An 18,952-nucleotide genomic window follows, 5' to 3' on the forward strand; every position below is an offset into this window, starting at 1 on the left:
CACTAGAGTCCGAGGGCCTCGCGGACATCGCCGATCACGGCATCCAGGGCGAGCCGGGCGGCCTGCCGGGCCTCCGGAAGCTCGGCCGCAGACTCCACCGGACGGAGCACTTCGAGGTAGCACTTGAGCTTCGGTTCGGTGCCGCTGGGCCGGATGATCACCCGGGTCTGGTCCCGGGTCAGGTACAACAGGCCATCGGTGGGCGGCAAGTGTTCGCTCCCTTCGGCCAGGTCCACAAACGTCTCCACTGCGGAAGAACCGAAGGACTCGGGCGGGCTGACGCGCAGGCGGTTCATCATGGCATCCAGCAGGCCCAGATCCGCCACGCGGATGCTCAGCTGATCACTGGCGTGCAGACCATGCTGGAGGTAGAGCTCATCCAGCGTGTCGAAGATGGTCTTACCGGCAGCCTTGGCGGCGGCAGCCATCTCCGCGATGAGGACCGCGGCCGAGATGCCGTCCTTGTCCCGGACCAGGTCCGGCGCCACGCAATAGCCCAGGGCCTCCTCATAGCCGTACAGCAGCCCGGGCACCCGCGAAATCCACTTGAAGCCGGTGAGAGTTTCCTCGTGGGCGTAGCCGGCCGCCGCGGCGATGCGGGAGAGCAGCCGCGAGGACACGATGGAATTGGCGAACACTCCGGCACGTTCGGCACCGGCTGTTTCACCGCCGTCGGGCGTCCCGGCCCCGTCAGGTCCGGCACTGCCCGCCGTAGGACGGGCCGCCGCGAGGCGGGCCACGATATGGGCCCCCAGCAGCACCCCGACCTCATCCCCGCGCAGCATGCGCCAGTCGCCGGTGTCCGGGTCCTTTGCGGCCACCGCGGCACGGTCGGCGTCGGGGTCGTTGGCCAGGACAATGTCGGCGTCAACGCGGGCGGCGGTCTCGAGTGCCAGGTCCAGGGCGCCCGGCTCCTCAGGATTGGGAAAGCTCACCGTGGGGAAATCCGGATCGGGCTCGGCCTGTTCAGCCACCAGCGTGACGTCGGCAAAGCCGGCGGCCGTCAACACCGTCACCGCCGTTTCACCGCCGACGCCGTGCATGGGGGTCAGGACGATGCGCAGGTCGCGGGAGGGGAAGCGGACAGCATCGGCGAGCGCCGCCGTCGCGCGTTCATAGTCTGCGGCCACGGAACGGTCCAGCACAGTCCAGCCGTCCGCGGCGAGGGTGATGGAATCAAGCGCCCCCACTGCCCCAATCCGCGAGGCAATCCGTGCGTCGTAAGGCGCCACGATCTGCGCTCCGCGGCCGCTTGCCTCCACGGCATGGCGGCCCAGGTACACCTTGTAGCCGTTGTCCTGAGGCGGGTTGTGGCTGGCGGTGACCATCACGCCGCCGTCGCAGTCGAGGGCACGCACGGCGAAAGCGAGCATGGGAGTGGGCAGCGCGGCGGGCATCAGGAAGGTGTCAATCCCGGCGGCGGCGAAGATGGCCGCCGTCTCCGCCGCGAAGATGTCCGAGTTGTGGCGGGCGTCATAGCCGACGACGGCGCGCGGCCGGGTTCCGGGCGCGGCCTCACCGACGGCGTGGGTGAGGAAGGCGGCGAGTCCGGCGGCGGCGCGGCGCACCACCACGCGGTTCATCCGGTTCGGCCCGGGTCCGAGGGCAGCGCGGAGGCCGGCGGTGCCGAACTGCAGGGTGCCGCTGAAGCTGTCGGCGAGTTCCTGATTGGCGGCGGCGGAGCCGTCCTCCGCCAGCTGCAGCAGCTCTGTGAGCGCGGCGGCCGTGGCTGAATCCGGATCTTTGGCCGCCCATTCCCGGGCGTGGCTGAACAAGGAGGCGGCTTCGGTGGACGTCATGGGGTCAACGCTATCGTCATTGTTCCCGGAACGGTCCCGGACACTCGCCGGTGGCGCGTTGCAGCTAAAGCTTCGCGATGATCCCGGCCAGCAGTTTGGAGATGCGGGGTCCGGCTTCCTGGCCTGACTCGAGGACTTCCTGGTGGCTCAGCGGCATGGCGCTGATCCCGGCAGCAAGGTTGGTCACCAGGGAAATGCCGAACACCTCCATGCCGGTATGACGGCCGGCGATGGCCTCCAACGCGGTGGACATGCCGACCAGGTCCGCGCCGATCCGCTTGGCAAACTGCACCTCGGCCGGGGTCTCGTAGTGCGGTCCGGAGAACTGGACGTACACGCCCTCATCCAGCGAAGGATCAACCTCACGGGCGAGGTCCCGGATGCGCGAGCTGTAAAGATCTGTCAGGTCAACGAACGTGGCGCCCTCCAGCGGGGACGTGCCGGTGAGGTTGATGTGATCTTTGATGAGGACCGGCGTGCCCGGAGTCCAGTTTTCATTGATGCCGCCGCAGCCGTTGGTGAGGACCAGGGTTTTGCAGCCGGCGGCCGCCGCCGCGCGGATGCCGTGGACCACGGCACGGACTCCCTTGCCTTCGTAGTAGTGGGTCCGGGCGCCCAGGACCAGTGCGCGTTTGCCTTCCTTGGTCAGCACGGAGCGGATGGTGCCCACATGCCCCACCACGGCCGGGGCGTGGAAACCGGGGACCTCGTCCGCGGCCAGGGTGGCGGTGGTCTCGCCGATCAGATCGGCAGCTTCGGCCCAGCCCGATCCCAGGACCAGCGCGACGTCGTGGCTGCCCACCCCGGTCTTCTCGGCAATGTACTCAGCGGCGGAGCGCGCGGCGTCGAAAGGATCCATGGTCAGGAAGTCTGTATTACTCACTGGTACAAGCTATCGTGCCGCCGCCGCTGTGCACAGTGTCACGGGTGCCGGTGACGTGCACCATTGATCCGGGCTTTTTGTTGGTGTCCCGGCGAGATGGGGAGAGAATGGTTGATTGTGACTACGCATCCAGATTTCAGCTCACCCCGGATCGCAATCCTGGGAGGTGGACCCGGCGGATATGAAGCTGCCATGGTCGCGGCCTCCCTGGGGGCGCAGGTCACCATCATTGAACGTGCCGGACTGGGCGGTTCGGCGGTCCTCACCGACGTCGTCCCCTCCAAAACGCTGATCGCGACGGCGGATCTGATGACCCGCGTCGGGGAGGCGGGGGAGCTGGGAGTGAAGTTCGACGTCGACGGCGGCGACTTTGTGCCCGTCATGCACGCCGATCTCAAACACATCAACGACCGCCTCCTTGGCCTGGCCCGCCAGCAGTCACGTGACATCACGTCCGGGCTGCAACAACATCCGAACATCCGCATCATGATCGGCTCCGGCAAGCTCGTGGACAGCCACACCATCGAAGTCCTGACGGCGGACGGCACGGAAACCGTGGAGGCCGATACCATCCTGCTCGCCGTGGGTGCCCACCCGCGGGAGCTGCCGACGGCCCGGCCCGATGGTGAACGCATCCTGAACTGGGCGCAGATCTACAACCTCGATGAGCTTCCCGAGGAACTGATCGTGGTGGGGTCAGGTGTGACCGGTGCGGAATTCGCCTCCGCCTACAACGGTCTGGGCTCCAAGGTGACCCTGATCTCCAGCCGCGACCGTGTGCTGCCCGGGTCGGACACCGACGCCGCAGTGGTTCTTGAGGAAGTCTTCGAGCGCCGCGGAGTGCGGGTCCTGTCCCGCGCCCGCGCCGAAACCGTGGAGCGGACCGACGACGGCGTGGTGGTCACCCTCGGCGACGGGTCGAAGGTCACCGGCAGCCACTGCCTGGTCTGCGTGGGCTCCATCCCCAACACTGCCGGCATCGGCCTCGAAGAGGCCGGCGTGGAACTCAGCGAGAGCGGCCATATAAAGGTCGACGGCGTCTCCCGCACCACCGCGCCGAACATCTACGCCGCCGGCGACTGCACCGGCGTCCTGGCGCTCGCGTCGGTGGCCGCCATGCAGGGCCGGATTGCGATTGCCCACTTCCTGGGCGACGCCGTGACGCCCATCAAGCTGCACCAGGTGGCGTCCAACATTTTTACGTCCCCGGAAATCGCCAACGTGGGGGTCTCGGAGGCCGAGATCCAGTCCGGCAAGTACCAGGCTGACATCATCAAGCTGTCGCTCAAGAGCAACGCCCGCGCCAAAATGCGCAACGCCAAGGACGGCTTCGTCAAAATCTTCGCCCGGAAGGGGTCCGGCACCGTGATTGGCGGTGTGGTGGTGGGACCGAACGCCTCCGAGCTGATCTTCGCCATCTCCATCGCGGTGAAGCAGAAGCTCCACGTGGACGACGTCGCCAGCACGTTCACCGTGTACCCGTCCCTGAGCGGCTCCATCTCGGAAGCCGCCAGGCGCCTGCACGTCCACATGTAACCGTCGCTGGGTGGGCCGGGTGGGGAAAACCCAGGCTCAACCACTGGCATATGCGATAGCGTGGCGACATGACTACAGCACTTGAGCGACCCCGCAGTGGCAAAATCATCGGCGGCGTCTGTGCCGCGCTGGCTGCCCGGTTCGGGCTTCCGAAGTTTCTGGTCAGGCTCGGCTTTGTGATCTTTGGACTGGCGGGGATCGGTGAGCTGGTCTACATCGCTTTGTGGATCATGATTCCGAAGGCCCCGGCCTAGCTTCCGCGCACTCCGGCGGAGCCATCCAGTCAGGACCGGGCGTAGGCCGGGACCACGTGTCCGGCCGCAAAGGGCTTGAACCACTGCTCGAAACCCAGGCTGGCGGTGTCGATTTCGGCAGCGTCGGGGCCGTCCACGTACAACGCTGCGCTGTCCGCGTCTTCGAGAAGGACCTCCTCAACCTGTGCCCGCCAGTCCTCCGGCAGGTCCAGTTCGTAGATATCCTCGGTGATTTCCGCCTGGTCGAGCAGGCAGCGGACGGCGAGTTCGGCAGCGATGCAGCCGGGAGCGGCCCAGCCGCGGCCAAGGGAGGCAGCGACATCGGAGGCGACGACCAGGAACTTCCGCGTGAACCCGGCGTCGTAACTGGACGCGAACTGCGGCGGCAGGGAGGACAGCACGCAGGACTTGGCGATGCCGGACGGGGTGACGGCATCCGGTCCGACCAGTGTTTCGAGATCCCGGAAGAGCTGGTCGATCAGAACACCCGACGAGTTCCAGAGGAGGCCTGCCAGCAGGCGGGTCCGGCTCACAGCTTCTTGCCGATCGTCGGCCGGGACAGCAGCCATTTCGGCCAGGTCTTCCGGGTCGAACAGGAGCAGCTGTTCCGGAGTCATGTCATCCGGGTGCGGATCAAGGCCCAGCAGTTCAAGGCTCAGCCCGGTCAGCCTGCCTGCGTCAGCCAGGAGTTCCTCGGTGATGTCGTCTTCTTCGTCGGCATTCATGGCCCCGATGCTACCGCCGCGACTGCCGGCATGCCGATTCGCGTTACGCGTCCATGTCCGGACTGCCTCAACTTGCAGGCATACCATAAGACTCCGGACCCTTGCGGAGTGGTCCTAAAGTTGGTTGGGTCAGCTGCCCTGGATCCTTTGCCATCTACCCCGACCCTCGCCTGTAGAGCATCACGGCAATGACTATGCCCAAGACAACGAACCCAACTGCGGCAATGATGATAATCATGAGCGCCTGGGACTCGTCAGTTGCCCGGCCCGGTTGCCCGGCCCGGTTGCCCGGCCCGGTTGCCCGGCCCGGTTGCCCGGCCCGGTTGCCCGGCCCGGTTGCCCGGCCCGGTTGCCCGGCCCGGTTGCCCGGTAATGAGCGAGTCGATCACCGGGGCCGCCCCTGCGAGAACCATGAGAATTGCACCTATCCCGAAGTACTTCGCCGACCCGACCTCCGAGGCCAATCCTCCCGGTTTGCCCAAGCGCTTGTTCGACCTTCGGTTTAACTGAGCAATTCGGTCGCGTTGCCAAAACCCCAGGCAGTACTGCTGCGCGGGCTTGCGTCCGCTCGTTATCGGTGGGGACCAGGGACAGCAGGATTTCGACGAGGGCGCGGTGGTCCCCCGGGCGGGGGGTGGCGGTTAGGGCTCAATATGGACTCGCGCCAGTTCCGCAGTCGAAAGACCCGTCGAAACAGTCGATCGCAGCCTGGGCCGAACAGTACTGCGCAAGGTCGGAACTCTCGCCGTGCACAGGGATTGAGGATCGTAGCGCGTCACTCTGCATCGAGAAATGGGACTGCCACCTAGCGCTCCTAGTGCCCTTTGAACAAGGAGTGGCAGCATTCGTATCGGGCGGAATCTTCCAGCAACCCCAGATCTTCGCAGTTTGGCGAACCGAATCCGACCCAGAAGCCGCGAGATATGGCGGCGCCCGGAGGATTCTTGATGAGTACCTTCTCACCGTGGGGGTGTGCCCTGGCAATGGTCGCGGGAATCCACGAGGGACCACTTGTCGGTAATTCCTTCAATGCGGCCCCGACCAGGGACAGCTACGAAAACTGCTGACACCACATGACCGTTATTGGCCAGCTAGCCAAAAACGACCGGATTCCGATGCAAGTGGCGTCGCGTTACGTCCACTTATCCAACATCAATAGGGCTCCGGTCGCAGAAAGCGCCAAAAGGGCTGAGGACAGTCCCAGCATCTTCCCCAGGCCGTCCACCGCTATAGACCCACTATGAGCCCACAGGCGGGCTAAGGCGGCCAGTAAGCCGAGGACCGCAGCGGTGGCTGCAAGATATTTGAACTTCTGTACGAGGTCAGCTCCGCTGGTCAGGGAAACAATAATCAGAACAGCGCTCAAGGCTAGCGAGATGATGATTGCGTGTTTCTCCAGGAACATCGTAAGTCCCGACTTGCGCTCCTTGGAGCTCTGCGCAGCCTCTCTGCTGATGCGGTCATTTAGGAGCTTGGTTTGAACGCTCTCCCACAGTTTCTCTTCGGTTGACGGGATGGAGGCACCGTTGGGTGTGGTGTTTGTAGCAGTTGTTCGATTCTTGCTCAGCTCGTCCCTGTGAGCCTTCACGAGTTGTTCGAGATTGCTGAATCCGTTAGCAGCATCGGTCATAGTGTCCTCCTTCGAGCTGCATACGTTATGCAGCTCATCCGAACATATAGGAATCAAAGTGACCGTTGAAGGGCGCTCTCCGGGCGTGATGGGGGGGAGAGGCCGCTTTGTTCCTTGTTCTCGGGCTGTTCGGACGTCGTTTAGAACTAGTCGATAACGACAGCTTCGGAGGCGGCCGCCTTTTGTTTTTGTAATCTGCGAAAAGCAGAGCGATCCGGCAGAATGACCGTCGCGCGGCCGTTGCTTCTCAGCCTCCATGAGTCAGCGACGCCAACGACGCTGTGAACGATAAGCCACAACTGCGAGAGTGGCAAAGACCAAAGCAGCGTTAGACCTTGAAGGGGGAGATGATGCAGATACATCCCCCTCGTAAAGGGGAGAGACAGATATTAACGAGACGACCGAGCTAGCCTCACGAGTTGAGCGGAGCCACTCGAAATGAAGACTGGCTAACAATGAAGCTCCGACACCCCGGACGATTCCGCTTGCCATCAGCAAGTTCTGCCACGGCTCTAAATCGTCGATATTGGTTACGCGGGCTGAAGCGCGAAAGGCCTGCTTGCTCTCCCAAAGGATTTGCTGGTGTCGGCTAAAGAGGGGGAAGCCCCCCGATGAGCGGCCACGACTGGATTCTGCGAGGTCCATTAATGCCCCAAACATTGCCGATTCGCTCAACGGGTCGGCCCATCACCTGGGAAGGGCCACGAATCTTGCGGAAGCCGGGCGGTCCGCCGCGCAGGGCGAACCAGTGCAGCTACTCACCAGCGGTGGACCGCCGATCAACGCGCCGCCCTTGCTCACAACCAGGTGCCGCGCATACCAGGGACAACGAACTGCTCTTTAACATGAAACTGCTCCCCGTAAGTTAGAACTGAATTTTCAGTCCAACTTTCGGGGAGCAGTTCAAACAGCAGGCCTTTCTTGTGTCCTGGCATCATTGCCGCGGCCGCTGTTGGCCACTGGGTCAGCCCCCACCTTCAGCAGGTCGCACGGGATGATGAGCTGCGGTGATGTTCCCCATGGCTCATGGCCTGCGCCGCCGGCTCACCTGTCCACAGCGGCTGGGTCTCTTTCAGCAGGGACGGCGGCCAGGTGGCTGTTCGGAGGCGTGGCGTCGTCCCGATCGAGCCGGATGGACAACACAACGACTGTGGCCACCATCGAGGAGTACGGGTGTCCCGGCTGCTCGATAAACTGGCCGGCGTTGGTGAAGCACGTACCCCCGCGCGGGCGTAACTGCTGTGATAACGCCCGCGTAACGCTGGGTGGGCCACTATCGACGCGGGAGGTGATGACGATGAGCGAGGGGCCCGGCCGCGACCCGGACACGGCGCGACCCGAGGATGTGCTTGTAGTGCCCGCTTGGCACGACCCGAAGGGACGGACGAAGTTCGTCTGGGATGCCACCACCATCCGTGTCGGTCTCCTTGCCCTCGACCGGCGAAGCCTCTTCTACGCGACCGGAGATGGCGTGCAATTTTCCGGTTCCCTGGACTCCGTAAAGGTCGAGTGGCGGTCCTTTGCGAAGTGGATCAGTGGTTGTTGGTTGACGGTGAACGGTGAGAGTAACCTCATGTACTTCGCCCGGCCGTTACCCGCCGCGCCGCGGGCGACTAAGACGACGCTTAATTCCATCGCTGATAAACTGAGCAGTCCTGCCATCCAGCTTGGAGGACTGGTCTGGAGCGGACTTGGGATGTTGGACCTGGCGGGCAACCTCCTGGCTATTCCCGGTGAGTTTTCCGACCAGAAGCAGGGCATCAGGAACGGGGAAGCGGTGAAGGCGTGGCTGGAGGAGTTCGGGCAGCACTGAACGCCCTGCCTGGCAGAGTCCGCCGGATCGTGCCGTGGTAGTTCGTCACCGTCAGGGTCAGCCGGGGCAGATCGCAATGACAAGAAGGTGAGTCAATGTGGCTGCATGCTCGTGAGCGGTTCCTCGCTAATGGTGGCACTTAAGATCCCGACCATCAATGCTGATAACAGCGTCGGGATGTGTCTCCGTAATCTTGATCTGCTCACCCTTGTAAGAGAACTGTGTCTCTTTAGTGTCCATTTCCGTTCCTTTCATTGGTTACGGAATATGCGCCGAAGTCGCCGCCTGCAGTTTGCGGAGGACTTCGACGTCGATTAGCGCCTGCTGTTTTCTGGAAACTCTCCAAAATCAACTTCCGGGGCAGAACTTCCCGACAAGCTGGACGCGGTTTTACTGCGTAATTTTTTTCGCGAGAACTCCGTCAGGAATCTTCCAAAGTGTATGGCCACAGTGTAGGCCTGTGAGGACCCGCTGAGTAGAGCCCGATGAGATTCACGTAAAGTGTTCGCGAATTGAGGCACGCGCCCCATTTCGCGGGCACTTTACGTGAGTCTCGGCGCCAGAAGTGTTCGTTCAGTACCGAGCAGCATCTAGTCAGCCGCTCCCGTCGTGACCCATGCCGCAATAAGACGAGGGCTCTAGAAAAGGAGCATTCCGCCCCGGACCTCGCCGCGCAGCTCCATTTCGACGGTCATCTCACGGTGATCTCGTAGCCCCGGTCGCTGACAATGCACGTTAGATGGGAGCCGCCGCTCCCTGTAAACACCAGGTTTGTATGGCGGGCATGATCACGCGATATGCCGGGAGGAATCTGCACTCGGCTGTAACGGTACAGTAACGCGGCTCGCTGTTTGATTGCGGCTATAGACCCTTCTAAATGGCGGCAAATCATGTTGATGCTGAGCGCGTCACCCGTTCTCAGGGGCGTTTAGACGTGGCGCATAACGTTCTCCTCCATCTCCTGCGACTGGCCGCGGGAACACTGCTCCTTTTGGTCACGGCATTGGCCTGGTCTGCGCTCCCGACGGCTGTGGCTTCCATTGGCATTGGCGACCATCCGGCCCCGGCACTTTCTGCTGGCCAACCCGTTGAAGACATGCCCTCGTCTTCATTGGAAATAGTCGCTCTGCAGGCTGACTACCGGTTGGACGAATCTTCCAGCCTGACCTATCGGTTTACGAACGGCCAAATGCGCTGTATGGCCAGCAGTAGCTCCGCCGCTGCCTTGCAAGTTACGTCACTGGAGCACGACGGAAAGCCCGTCCAACCACAACTTGCCTCCGTTAGTTTCGAGGATGGGTATGCTCAGGCTGTTGCTCCGACCCTGACCGAGCTGGCGGCTGGAGGTTCATCCACGCTGGAACTTAAAGTCATGCGCGGGGAAGAGGACGCGCATCTGGGACTAATTACTGTAACTGCCGGCGACGCGGCTTCCACGTACGGGACCCAGTCTAGGTGGCCCATAGTCACCCCGGGCCGCTACCGTTTGACGGCAACCTATCAGGCGCCGTGGCTCGTAAACTCCTCGACCCCTTGTGCGGCGCACACGCCAGTTACTGTGGAGTTCAACGTGAAGGACCCCAATTCGGTGGAGGTCCTGCCCTACTTCATTGCAGGCCTTGTAGTGCTTGTCCTCGTGGCCTTTATCCTCTTTTTCCTCCGTAGACGGCGGAGACAAGGGACGACCGCCCTGACATTGCTTTTTGTATTTCTTTTCGCAGTTAGCGGTGTCACCCTCTTTGGACAGCAGCCGGCCTTGGCCTCCATCGATGTGCATCCAGGCGTTCAACAGCGTTTCAACGACTGCAAGAGCAAGTACCAGGCACACGGCGGGGATGAGGCAGGAGTATACGAGAGGACGACCACAGCCGACGGCGAAGTGAAGCTGCGCCGGTCATTCCCGGAGGGCGATAAACCACTGGATTTGCCCGGCAGCAGACACTACGATCTACCCGTTCCCGGCGGAACCGTTGCCTGGGATCTGGACCCCACGCAACCACCCCTGACGGGCGGAGTTCCCCGCGATGCCTGCAGCGAGCTTTACCACGAGCTGGCGCATGCTGATGAGCAATTGAGGAACAAGCGGACTGACCGCCGTATTTGCGTATATGACGGCCCGAACGGGGAAGTAATGAGTAATATCCCGATGACCGAAGTGGCGGCGACGCGCGCGGAGAACCAGTACCGGGCATCCCAGGGCCTTCCCCTGCGTACGTCTTATTCTGAAGATAGGAATGGGACTCCCCTTAAGTTGCCGCCTGACGGGACTCAGTGCAGGCCACGGGCGTTGATAGACATCCTGCTCGGGAACGGGGGGGCAAAGTGTTCGGCGGACCTCGGCTGTAGCACGATGTACGGAGACCCCCACATAAGAACCTTGGATGGCGTGTATCTTGACGTGCAGGCGGTGGGTGAGTTCTACGCTGCCCGGTCTCTGGCCCCGGATCCTGATCTCGCTGTGCAGGTAAGAATGGCCCCCTTGCCTGGGTCGCGGTTTGTCAGCGCAGTGACTGCTGCTGCCGTGGGGGTCAATGACAACAGGATCGGGTTCTTTCTTGCTGGCGGCGGAGTATCCCTGACCGTTCGCGTCAATGGACAAACGGCTGACATGTCTTCGGGTCACATCGCGCTTGCAGGCGGGGGAAGCATCGACCGCTCAGCGGACGGCACATATTCGGTGACTTGGCCCGACGGATCCACTCTGTGGATGACGCAGCAGTACTCCGTTCTGAACCTGAGGATCGGGTTGGCCGCCTCCCGCCAAGGCGCAGTGAACGGTTTGCTCGGGAGTTTCGACGGAAATCGGGACAACGATATATCCACACGGGAGGGAACCACGTTCATGCCACCTGTGGCATTTGGGGATCTGTACGGCGGGTTCGCGCAGAGTTGGCGGATCAATAGTGCAGAATCCCTGTTCGACTACGGGGCTGGACAGGACACGGGTACGTTCACTGATACGACGTTCCCCGACCGGTTTTTCTCCGCAAAGGACCTTGGTGACACCGGTTCCGCCGAACAAGTCTGCCGTTCCTCCGGCATTACGAGCGACCCATGGCTCGCCAACTGCATCCTGGACGTTGGGCTCACAGGAAACCCCCGATTTGCCATCTCAGCAGCCGAAGCGCAAGTCTTCACGATTTCGGGATCGCTGCAGTTCGTCACACGTTCCGGCGCGGACCGTCTCGGATCAGGCGACGGAAACCTAGCGCCCGACGGAACAGCCGACGCGGTCCTTACCGCCGAATTGAAGGGCCACATAGCGAATCTGGTATTGGCCGTGTGTAGTGAAGACGGGACACCCGCCTCCCACCACTGGGATACATACGCCGGCAGCGCGCCCATTCCGCCAGGCTTCTCGTTTGGCGTGGGTAGTCAGACATGGTCGCTGGGTATTTACAGCGGGAGCACCCAACTGAACTCCAGCGACGGTTCGATGCCCACCTTGACGCTGAATGAACCGCGCACCTTCGAACTGCATGTCCAGGATGACGGTAGCTTGGCGGCAAGCGGGCGGGTCTGCCTCAGCGTTTTCGCACCTGACGGGTCGTCCTACCGCATCGCTGCCCGTTTCTGAACCGTCAAGAACTCATATCCGTCTGGGATTCGCTGTTCAGCTGGCTAAGGTGCGGGTCGTGAGCCGATTCCTGACCGATCCGTTGGCCATTCCGTGGTCGGTGGTCGAGTCCCTGGCCGGACAGCTGGGTATTGCGGATGCTTCCGTTCTGAAGCTTTACGCGCAGCGGGGACAGACCGGTTATGAGCATGCCGAGGAGATCTCCGCCGTTTACGCGTACGTGGACTTCGCTGATCCGGAGAAGAACGAGCAGCTGAAGCTGTTCCTGTCGGCCCGGGCCTGGACTTCGCCGGAGGGGCCGGTGCGCTTGTTCGAACGGGCCGCGGTCTGGTTGGGGTCGCCGTAGTACTCGGGAAAGATCGGGCGGATATGTCTGGGTAGGCTTCTGATCAGGGGATCTTTTGGCTCAAGTGGGAAGTTGCTGGTGGTCGTTCAGGTGTTCACGGACGAGGAGCTGGAGGGGCTGCGGCGGTTTCCGGAGATCGGCCGGGAGTGCGCCGGATTGCCGCCCACCCAATGCCCCTGCCTTAGCGTGTCCGTGGACTCCTGCCTCTGTCCCAACACAGGCCCTGGGGGGAGTGGGTGACCCTGGACGTCGACCACTCCCAATGGCAAAGCCACCTGAACCGGATGCAGAACCTCCGCCGGGGAAATCCCAGCCTGTACGAGCCATCGACGGATATCCGGGAATTCGGCGAAAGCCTTTATGCACTGTACTGGTCCGTCTGGAATCTGTGAGACGCGTCAAGCCTGCTCCAGGCCTACCGGGCACTGCTTATGAGATCCTGGCGAGGGCCCTGTCGAAGAAGATCAGGACATCCGTCTTGCCTACGAGGGCGACCAGGTGGGCATAGACGCCCGCCAGGTCTGTGTCGACCGACACCTGCTGCTGCAGGCAGTCGAGGAATTCTTGATGCGGTCGACCATCGCCACATGCCGCGATCAGGCCTTTCGCTTCCGCCACTGCCAGTACCTGACGATCGACGCCACCGTCCCCGGATACCTGACGATCCGGCTCGACCCGCTCCCGACACGGCGGGCCACGACCGCGATCGCCGAACTCTGCGACCACCTTCCGCAACACCTGTTTCCGAAGAGGTGAAGCGGAGATTCAGCCGCCTCACTCGCTACATGATGGTCTTCACGCCCGTCATGCTGATCCTGACCTTCATGCCGATAGATACCGAACCGTGGGTGTGGATCAAATTGGGCATCCTCGCTATGGGAACCACCATTCTGATCGTATGGGCAACCTGGTTTTCGTTATGGCAACGGGATGAATACTGGCGTGAAAGGGGCAAGGACCCGAAGCATCCCGAACGCTTGCCCGAGGGGACGGCTGAGTGAGCAAGCTGAGCTTGCAGTTCGCTCGGGCTGTGCTTGACAATGATTCCCCGCCAGGCGTCAGGTCAACTCAGGCGGCGGGGGCCGCCTGGAAGTGTTTTTCGATCATGCCCTTGATGTCCTCGTGGCAGCCGCCGCAGCCGGTGCCGGCGCGGGTTGCCTTGGATACGTCGGCCACAGTGGAGCAACCCCCCTCGACTGCGCCCTGGATTTTGGCCCCGCTGACTCCGGCGCAGCGGCACACCGTGCCCGCAGGATCGGCCGGGCCGGAGGACGCCAGCTGGTCCGGGCCGTCCAGCCGGAGCAGCAGTGACCTGTCTGCCGGCAGCTCCGCACCGCGTTCGAACAATCCCACCAGCTCGGCAGCAGTCCGCGGCATGCCCACCGCTACCAGGCCTTCCAGCACCCCGCCGCGGGTGGTCATCTTCACGTAGCGGCCGTGCTCGGGGTCCGCCCACTGGGCGATCTGCAGGCGCGGACGGCCGTGGACGGCACCGGCCGTCAGGGCTTCCTCGTCCCACGGATCGGCCGCATTGTCCCCGGCCACTGCCATGTTCATGCCCCGGGCCTTGAGGACAATGACGCCGGCCTGCTCCTGGGGCAGTTCCGCCAGCGCGTCGGCTTCGTCCTGCGTGCCGGTGGCCAGCAGCGTCAGGTATTCGGCCAGCCATTCTGCCTGCCGCCAGCCCGGGCCCACCAGCCCGGAGGGGCCCTTGGCGGTGCGGCACTCATTGCAGCCGGGGTCCGGGCAGCGCACCTCGGCGCAGTCACCGATCGCGAAGATGTGCGGTTCGTGGTGCGCACGGAGCCGGTGGTCCACCAGGATTCCGGTACCGGTGGACAGGCCGCAGCCCTCTGCGAGCTCGGTCCGCGGCCGGACGCCGCACGAAAGGACCAGAAGGTCGCCGTCAATCGCGGAACCGTCAGCGAGCAGCAACGCCGAGAAGCCGCCGTCGGGCGCGTTGTGCTCCACCCCCGTGGAGCGGGCGTTGCCGGCCATCCGGACGCCGCACCGGCGCAGGCCGGCAGCAAGGACCGCACCGCCGCCGCGGTCGATGTTCCGGCCCAGGGGATGGGGACCGTTGTGGACCACCGTGACGGTGGCGCCCTCCTCCGCCGCGGCGAGGGCGGTCTCGAGGCCCAGGACACCGCCGCCGAGCACCACCACCCGCTTGCCGCCGTCGACCGCCGCACGCAGAACCGAAGCGTCACGCAGGTCGCGGAGCGCGGTGACGCCGGCCGGCAGGACGGGCGAGGCCGGGTCCGGGTTGATGCCGGTGAGGTTGGGGATCACAGGACGCGAACCCGTGGCGAAGACGAGGCGCTCATAGTGAACCGTCGTGCCGTCCGTGAGGACCACCTGCTGGCGCGCCCGGTCCACGCGCCGGACTTTGACACCGAGGCGGACATCCACGCCGTCGGCGATCAGGGCGGCCGCGTCGGAAAGCGCCAGGGCATCCGCCGTGGTGCGCCCCACGCCCAGGTCGGCGACGAGGACGCGGTTGTAGGCGGCCTCCGCTTCCTCGCCTACAACGGTCAGGCGGACATGCCCGTCGCGGACCGCCGGCAGCAGTTCATCGATCAGGCGGGCCGCCACCGGGCCGAATCCGACAATGACAATCTGCTCGCTCATGAGGCCTCCGTCGTTTGAAGAACGCTGTGCTGACGTTCCGTGCGTGCCGCCGCCCGGACCCACACCTTGTTGAACTTGAATTCGGGCATCCCGGAAACGGGGTCGGTGGCGGCTTCCGTGAGCCGGTTGGCGCTCTCGAGTTCCGGGAAATGGAACGGCAGGAACACCGTCTCCGGACGGATGGCGGTGCTGAGCTCGGCCCGGCAGAGCACCTCGCCGCGTTCGTTGGCCACCGAAACGAAAGCGCCCTCGGTGATGCCCATGGCGGTTGCGGCGGCGGGGTGCATCTGCACTTTGGCCTCGGGCTGGGTGGCCAGGAGCTCGGACACCCGCCGGGTCTGGGCGCCGGACTGGTAGTGCTCCAGGAGGCGGCCGGTGATGAGGGTCATGGTTTTGGCGGCAGGATCCGGATTAGCGGCAGGCGTACGACGGCGGCGGGGCGTCACTGCGGTCAGGACCGCCTTCCCGTCGGGGTGCGCAAACGTGTCCAGGAAGAGCCGCGGCGTGCCGGTGCTGCCCGCGGGGTAGGGCCAGTAGGCGGCCTCGCCGCGGTCCAGCATGGCGTAGTGGATGCCTGAGTAGTCGGCCAGTCCGCCGGCAGAGGCGAGGCGCAGCTCCTCGAACACCGTTTCCGGGTCTTCGCTGTACGTCGAGGGGGCATCGAGAGCCTCGGCCAGCCGGGCCATGATCCACAGTTCGCTGCGGGCTCCGGCCGGCGGCTGGATGGCCCGGCGGCGGCGCAGCACGCGTCCCTCAAGGTTGGTCAGGGTGCCCTCCTCCTCGGCCCACTGCAGGACCGGCAGGATGAGGTCGGCCTCGGCGGCGGTCTCGGACATAAAAAAGTCGCAGACCACCAGGAAGTCCAGGCTGCGGAGCCCGGCGATGACGGCGTTCGCGTCGGGGGAGGCCACCGCGATGTTGGAGGCGTGGACAAAAAGGCACCGCACGCCGTCGGGCTGTCCCAATGACTTCAGCAGCTGGACGGCGGGCAGGCCGGGCCCGGGGATGGTTTCCTCGGGGACGCCCCAGACGCCGGCCACGTGGGCGCGGGCGGCGGGGTCGGTGATCTTGCGGTAGCCGGGCAGCTGGTCGGCCTTCTGGCCGTGTTCGCGGCCGCCCTGGCCGTTGCCCTGGCCGGTGAGCGTGCCGTAGCCGCTGCGGCTGGAGCCCGGCAGGCCGAGAAGGAGGCTGAGGTTGATCGCGGCGGTGGCGGTGTCGGTGCCGTCGACGTGCTGTTCCACGCCGCGGCCGGTGAGGATGTAGCTGCCGCCCTTCCGTGCGCCGTCGGCCAGCCTGCGTGCGGTTTCGCGGACGAGCTCCGCCGGGACCCCCGTGATGGACTGGACGCGCTCGGGCCAGAAGGCATTGACGCTGCGGACCACGGCGTCGTAACCGGTGGTCCGTGCCGCGATGAAGCCCGCGTCAACGAGGTTTTCGTGGATGACCACGTGCGACAGGCCCAGCAGGAGGGTGAGGTCGGTGCCCGGCAGGGGCTGCAGGTGGAGGCCGCCGCCGTCGGCAGTGAAGTTTGCTGTTGCCGAGCGCCTCGGATCCACCACAATGAGGCCGCCGGCATCGCGCGCACCTTTGAGGTGCTGGACGAACGGCGGCATGGTTTCGGCCACGTTGGAGCCCAGCATCAGGATGGTGCTGGCGGTGTCCAGGTCCGTGAGCGGGAACGGCAGGCCGCGGTCCAGGCCGAAGGCCCGCATGCCGGCGGCTGCCGCGGAGGACATGCAGAACCGGCCGTTGTAGTCGATGCGCGAGGTGCCGAGGGCCAGGCGGGCGAACTTGCCCAGCATGTAGGCCTTCTCGTTGGTGAGGCCGCCGCCGCCGAAAACGCCGACGGCGTCCCTGCCGTAGCGTGCCTGGGTGTCCTTGACGGCGGTGGTCACCAAAGCCAGGGCCTGGTCCCAGCCGATGGGGCGGTGGATGCCGTCGGCACCCTTCAGGAGCGGCTCGGTGACGCGTCCCGGGTGGTTCAGGAGGGTGGCCGAGGTCCAACCCTTCCGGCACAGGCCGCCGCGGTTGGTGGGGAAGTCGCGTCCTTGGACGTTGAGGGGCGCTTCGGGGAGCGGTGACTCGAAGGTTTCCAGCACAGCAGTGCCGGCAGCCACGGGCACTGGCCCCGGCTTGGAAGCCGGGGCCAGTCCCGCTGGAGACGTGAGCGTCATGGCGCACTGCAGGGCGCAGTAGGGGCAGTGCGTGTCGGCGCTTTTGGTCATGTTAGACGTGTCCCATCGCGTTTCGGTTGGCGTTGCGGATGTAGCAGAACCAGCAGACCGCCAGCATCAGGACGTAGGCGCCGACGAATCCGTAGAACGCCGGGGTGTAAGAGCCGCTGGCCGTATTGGACGCGTTCAGCACCTGCGGGATCACGAACCCGCCGTAGGCGCCGATGGCCGAGATGAGGCCGAGGGCGGAGGAAGCGAGCCGCTGGGTGGTCACCGAGTCGGCACCGTTCCGGGCAGCCCGGCTGGAGGTGGCGAAGATGACCGGGATCATGCGGTAGGTTGCGCCGTTGCCGAAGCCGCTGGCGGTGAAGAGCATCAGGAACAGGACCAGGAAGAGCCAGAAGTTCTTCAGCGGCAGGGTCCAGATCATGGTCAGGGTAATGACGGCCATGGAGGCGAACGCGGCCACGGTCATCCGGGCGCCGCCCATCCGGTCGGCCATCCGGCCGCCGTAGGGACGGGCCAGGGAACCGACCAGCGGGCCGAGGAAGGCCAGCGACAGTGCCACGGTGCCGACTCCGATGGAGGAGAACGCCGGGAAGTAGTCCTTGATGAGCTTCGGGAAGACGCCGGCGAAGCCGATGAACGAACCGAAGGTGCCGATGTACAGCAGCGCCATGACCCACAGGTGCGGTTCCTTCAGCGCCGCGACCGAACCGGCCACGTCACCCTTGGCGCTGGTGAGGTTGTTCATGTACTTGAAGGCGCCGTAGGCCGCCAGAAGGATGAACGGAACCCACATCCAGCCTGCCAGCGGCAGGTTGACGGTGCCCGCGGCCAGGAGGGTGATGACAATGGGCACGGCGAGCTGTGCGACGGCGGCACCCATGTTGCCGCCGGCGGCGTTCAGGCCCAGCGCCCAGCCCTTTTCGCGGGCCGGGTAGAAGAAGGTGATGTTGGCCATGGAGCTGGCGAAGTTTCCACCGCCGAAGCCGGCCAGGGCTGCCACCAGGAGCATGACGCCGAACGGGGTTTCGGGGTTGGAGACGCAGAGTCCCAGGCCGACGGCGGGGATCAGGAGCAGCAGGGCGGACACGATGGTCCAGTTCCGGCCGCCGAAGCGGGGAACCATGAAGGTGTAGGGAATCCGGAGCGTGGCGCCCACCAGGCTGGGCATCGAGATCAGCCAGAAGATTTCCGACGTCGTAAAGGTGAAGCCTGCTGCCGGCAGCTGGACCACCACGATGGACCAGAGCTGCCAGACCACGAAGCCGAGGAACTCGGCGAAGATGGACCAGTTCAGGTTGCGCCGGGCGATGGTGCGGCCCGTGGCTTCCCACTGCTCTTTGTTTTCGGCGTCCCAGTTGGCGATCCAGCGGCCGGGGAGGAATTCCAGGGCCGGGGCGGCTGCGGTTCGGGTGGAGCGAATGTCTGTGGTGCGGTCAGCAGTCACGGCGTGCCTCCTTGAAAGTTTGTTGTCCCTCAAAGGTAGGGACGGCGCGTTTCGCGGACGGTCGCGGTGTGTTAACGCCCTGTGACATTTGCCTATCTGCGTCCTCAAAGCCGTGTGAGGCTAGGATTGGT

General features: G+C 64.4%; 15 protein-coding genes. 8 read left to right on the forward strand and 7 right to left on the reverse strand.

The window, feature by feature from the left end:
• Nucleotides 1-2: 2 nt before the first annotated feature.
• Nucleotides 3-1,799, reverse strand: a complete 1,797-nt coding sequence (locus IAQ70_RS06650) for a phospho-sugar mutase (RefSeq protein WP_190988531.1) — start codon at nt 1,797-1,799, stop codon at nt 3-5.
• Nucleotides 1,800-1,863: 64 nt separating this feature from the next.
• Complete coding sequence (locus tag IAQ70_RS06655) at nt 1,864-2,682, reverse strand: purine-nucleoside phosphorylase (protein WP_190988532.1); 819 nt, start codon at nt 2,680-2,682, stop codon at nt 1,864-1,866.
• Nucleotides 2,683-2,799: 117 nt separating this feature from the next.
• Here IAQ70_RS06655 and IAQ70_RS06660 point away from each other — a divergent pair, with 117 nt between their 5' ends.
• A complete protein-coding gene (locus IAQ70_RS06660; RefSeq protein ID WP_190988533.1) occupies nt 2,800-4,218 on the forward strand; it encodes an NAD(P)H-quinone dehydrogenase in 1,419 nt (472 codons plus the stop codon).
• Nucleotides 4,219-4,286: 68 nt separating this feature from the next.
• Nucleotides 4,287-4,472 carry a PspC domain-containing protein gene (locus tag IAQ70_RS06665; RefSeq protein ID WP_190988534.1) on the forward strand — a complete coding sequence of 62 codons (186 nt, stop codon included), beginning with the start codon at nt 4,287-4,289 and terminating at the stop codon, nt 4,470-4,472.
• 29 nt (nt 4,473-4,501) lie between these two features.
• Here the strand turns inward: IAQ70_RS06665 and IAQ70_RS06670 are convergent, their stop codons facing one another.
• Together IAQ70_RS06670 and IAQ70_RS06675 are read right to left on the reverse strand one after the other, a co-directional pair.
• A complete protein-coding gene (locus tag IAQ70_RS06670; RefSeq protein WP_190988535.1) occupies nt 4,502-5,197 on the reverse strand; it encodes a hypothetical protein in 696 nt (231 codons plus the stop codon).
• Between the two features lie 1,132 nt (nt 5,198-6,329).
• On the reverse strand, nt 6,330-6,827 hold the full coding sequence (locus IAQ70_RS06675) for a hypothetical protein (protein WP_190988536.1): 498 nt from the start codon (nt 6,825-6,827) through the stop codon (nt 6,330-6,332).
• Nucleotides 6,828-7,959: 1,132 nt separating this feature from the next.
• Here IAQ70_RS06675 and IAQ70_RS06680 point away from each other — a divergent pair.
• The 6 genes from IAQ70_RS06680 to IAQ70_RS06705 all read left to right on the forward strand — a co-directional run bounded on the left by IAQ70_RS06680 (nt 7,960) and on the right by IAQ70_RS06705 (nt 13,564).
• Entirely contained in the window at nt 7,960-8,640 is a 681-nt protein-coding gene (locus tag IAQ70_RS06680; protein ID WP_190988537.1) for a hypothetical protein, read from the forward strand.
• Between the two features lie 1,198 nt (nt 8,641-9,838).
• Nucleotides 9,839-12,217 (forward strand): VWD domain-containing protein, encoded by a 2,379-nt coding sequence (locus IAQ70_RS06685; protein ID WP_190988538.1) that lies wholly within the window; start codon nt 9,839-9,841, stop codon nt 12,215-12,217.
• Nucleotides 12,129-12,563, forward strand: a complete 435-nt coding sequence (locus tag IAQ70_RS06690; RefSeq protein ID WP_223859382.1) for a DUF4158 domain-containing protein — start codon at nt 12,129-12,131, stop codon at nt 12,561-12,563. The genes IAQ70_RS06685 and IAQ70_RS06690 overlap by 89 nt, the downstream gene beginning before the upstream one ends.
• Nucleotides 12,564-12,799: 236 nt before the next feature.
• Nucleotides 12,800-12,955: a hypothetical protein gene (locus IAQ70_RS06695; protein ID WP_190988539.1), complete on the forward strand. Its 156-nt coding sequence runs from the start codon at nt 12,800-12,802 to the stop codon at nt 12,953-12,955.
• A gap of 175 nt (nt 12,956-13,130) precedes the next feature.
• Entirely contained in the window at nt 13,131-13,319 is a 189-nt protein-coding gene (locus IAQ70_RS06700) for a hypothetical protein (RefSeq protein WP_190988759.1), read from the forward strand.
• Nucleotides 13,316-13,564 carry a hypothetical protein gene (locus IAQ70_RS06705; protein ID WP_317983602.1) on the forward strand — a complete coding sequence of 83 codons (249 nt, stop codon included), beginning with the start codon at nt 13,316-13,318 and terminating at the stop codon, nt 13,562-13,564. The genes IAQ70_RS06700 and IAQ70_RS06705 overlap by 4 nt, the downstream gene beginning before the upstream one ends.
• A gap of 67 nt (nt 13,565-13,631) precedes the next feature.
• Here IAQ70_RS06705 and IAQ70_RS06710 read toward each other — a convergent pair whose 3' ends face one another.
• The 3 genes from IAQ70_RS06710 to IAQ70_RS06720 are packed head-to-tail and all read right to left on the reverse strand — an operon-like array spanning nt 13,632 to nt 18,821.
• Nucleotides 13,632-15,194, reverse strand: coding sequence for an FAD-dependent oxidoreductase (locus IAQ70_RS06710; RefSeq protein WP_190988540.1), 1,563 nt, complete (start codon nt 15,192-15,194; stop codon nt 13,632-13,634).
• A complete protein-coding gene (locus tag IAQ70_RS06715; RefSeq protein WP_190988541.1) occupies nt 15,191-17,419 on the reverse strand; it encodes a molybdopterin oxidoreductase family protein in 2,229 nt (742 codons plus the stop codon). Before IAQ70_RS06715 ends, IAQ70_RS06710 begins: the two co-directional genes overlap by 4 nt.
• A 1-nt stretch (nt 17,420) precedes the next feature.
• Nucleotides 17,421-18,821: an MFS transporter gene (locus IAQ70_RS06720; protein WP_190988542.1), complete on the reverse strand. Its 1,401-nt coding sequence runs from the start codon at nt 18,819-18,821 to the stop codon at nt 17,421-17,423.
• Nucleotides 18,822-18,952: the final 131 nt, after the last annotated feature.

The organism is Pseudarthrobacter sulfonivorans (assembly GCF_014712225.1).
Lineage (GTDB): Bacteria > Actinomycetota > Actinomycetes > Actinomycetales > Micrococcaceae > Arthrobacter > Arthrobacter sulfonivorans.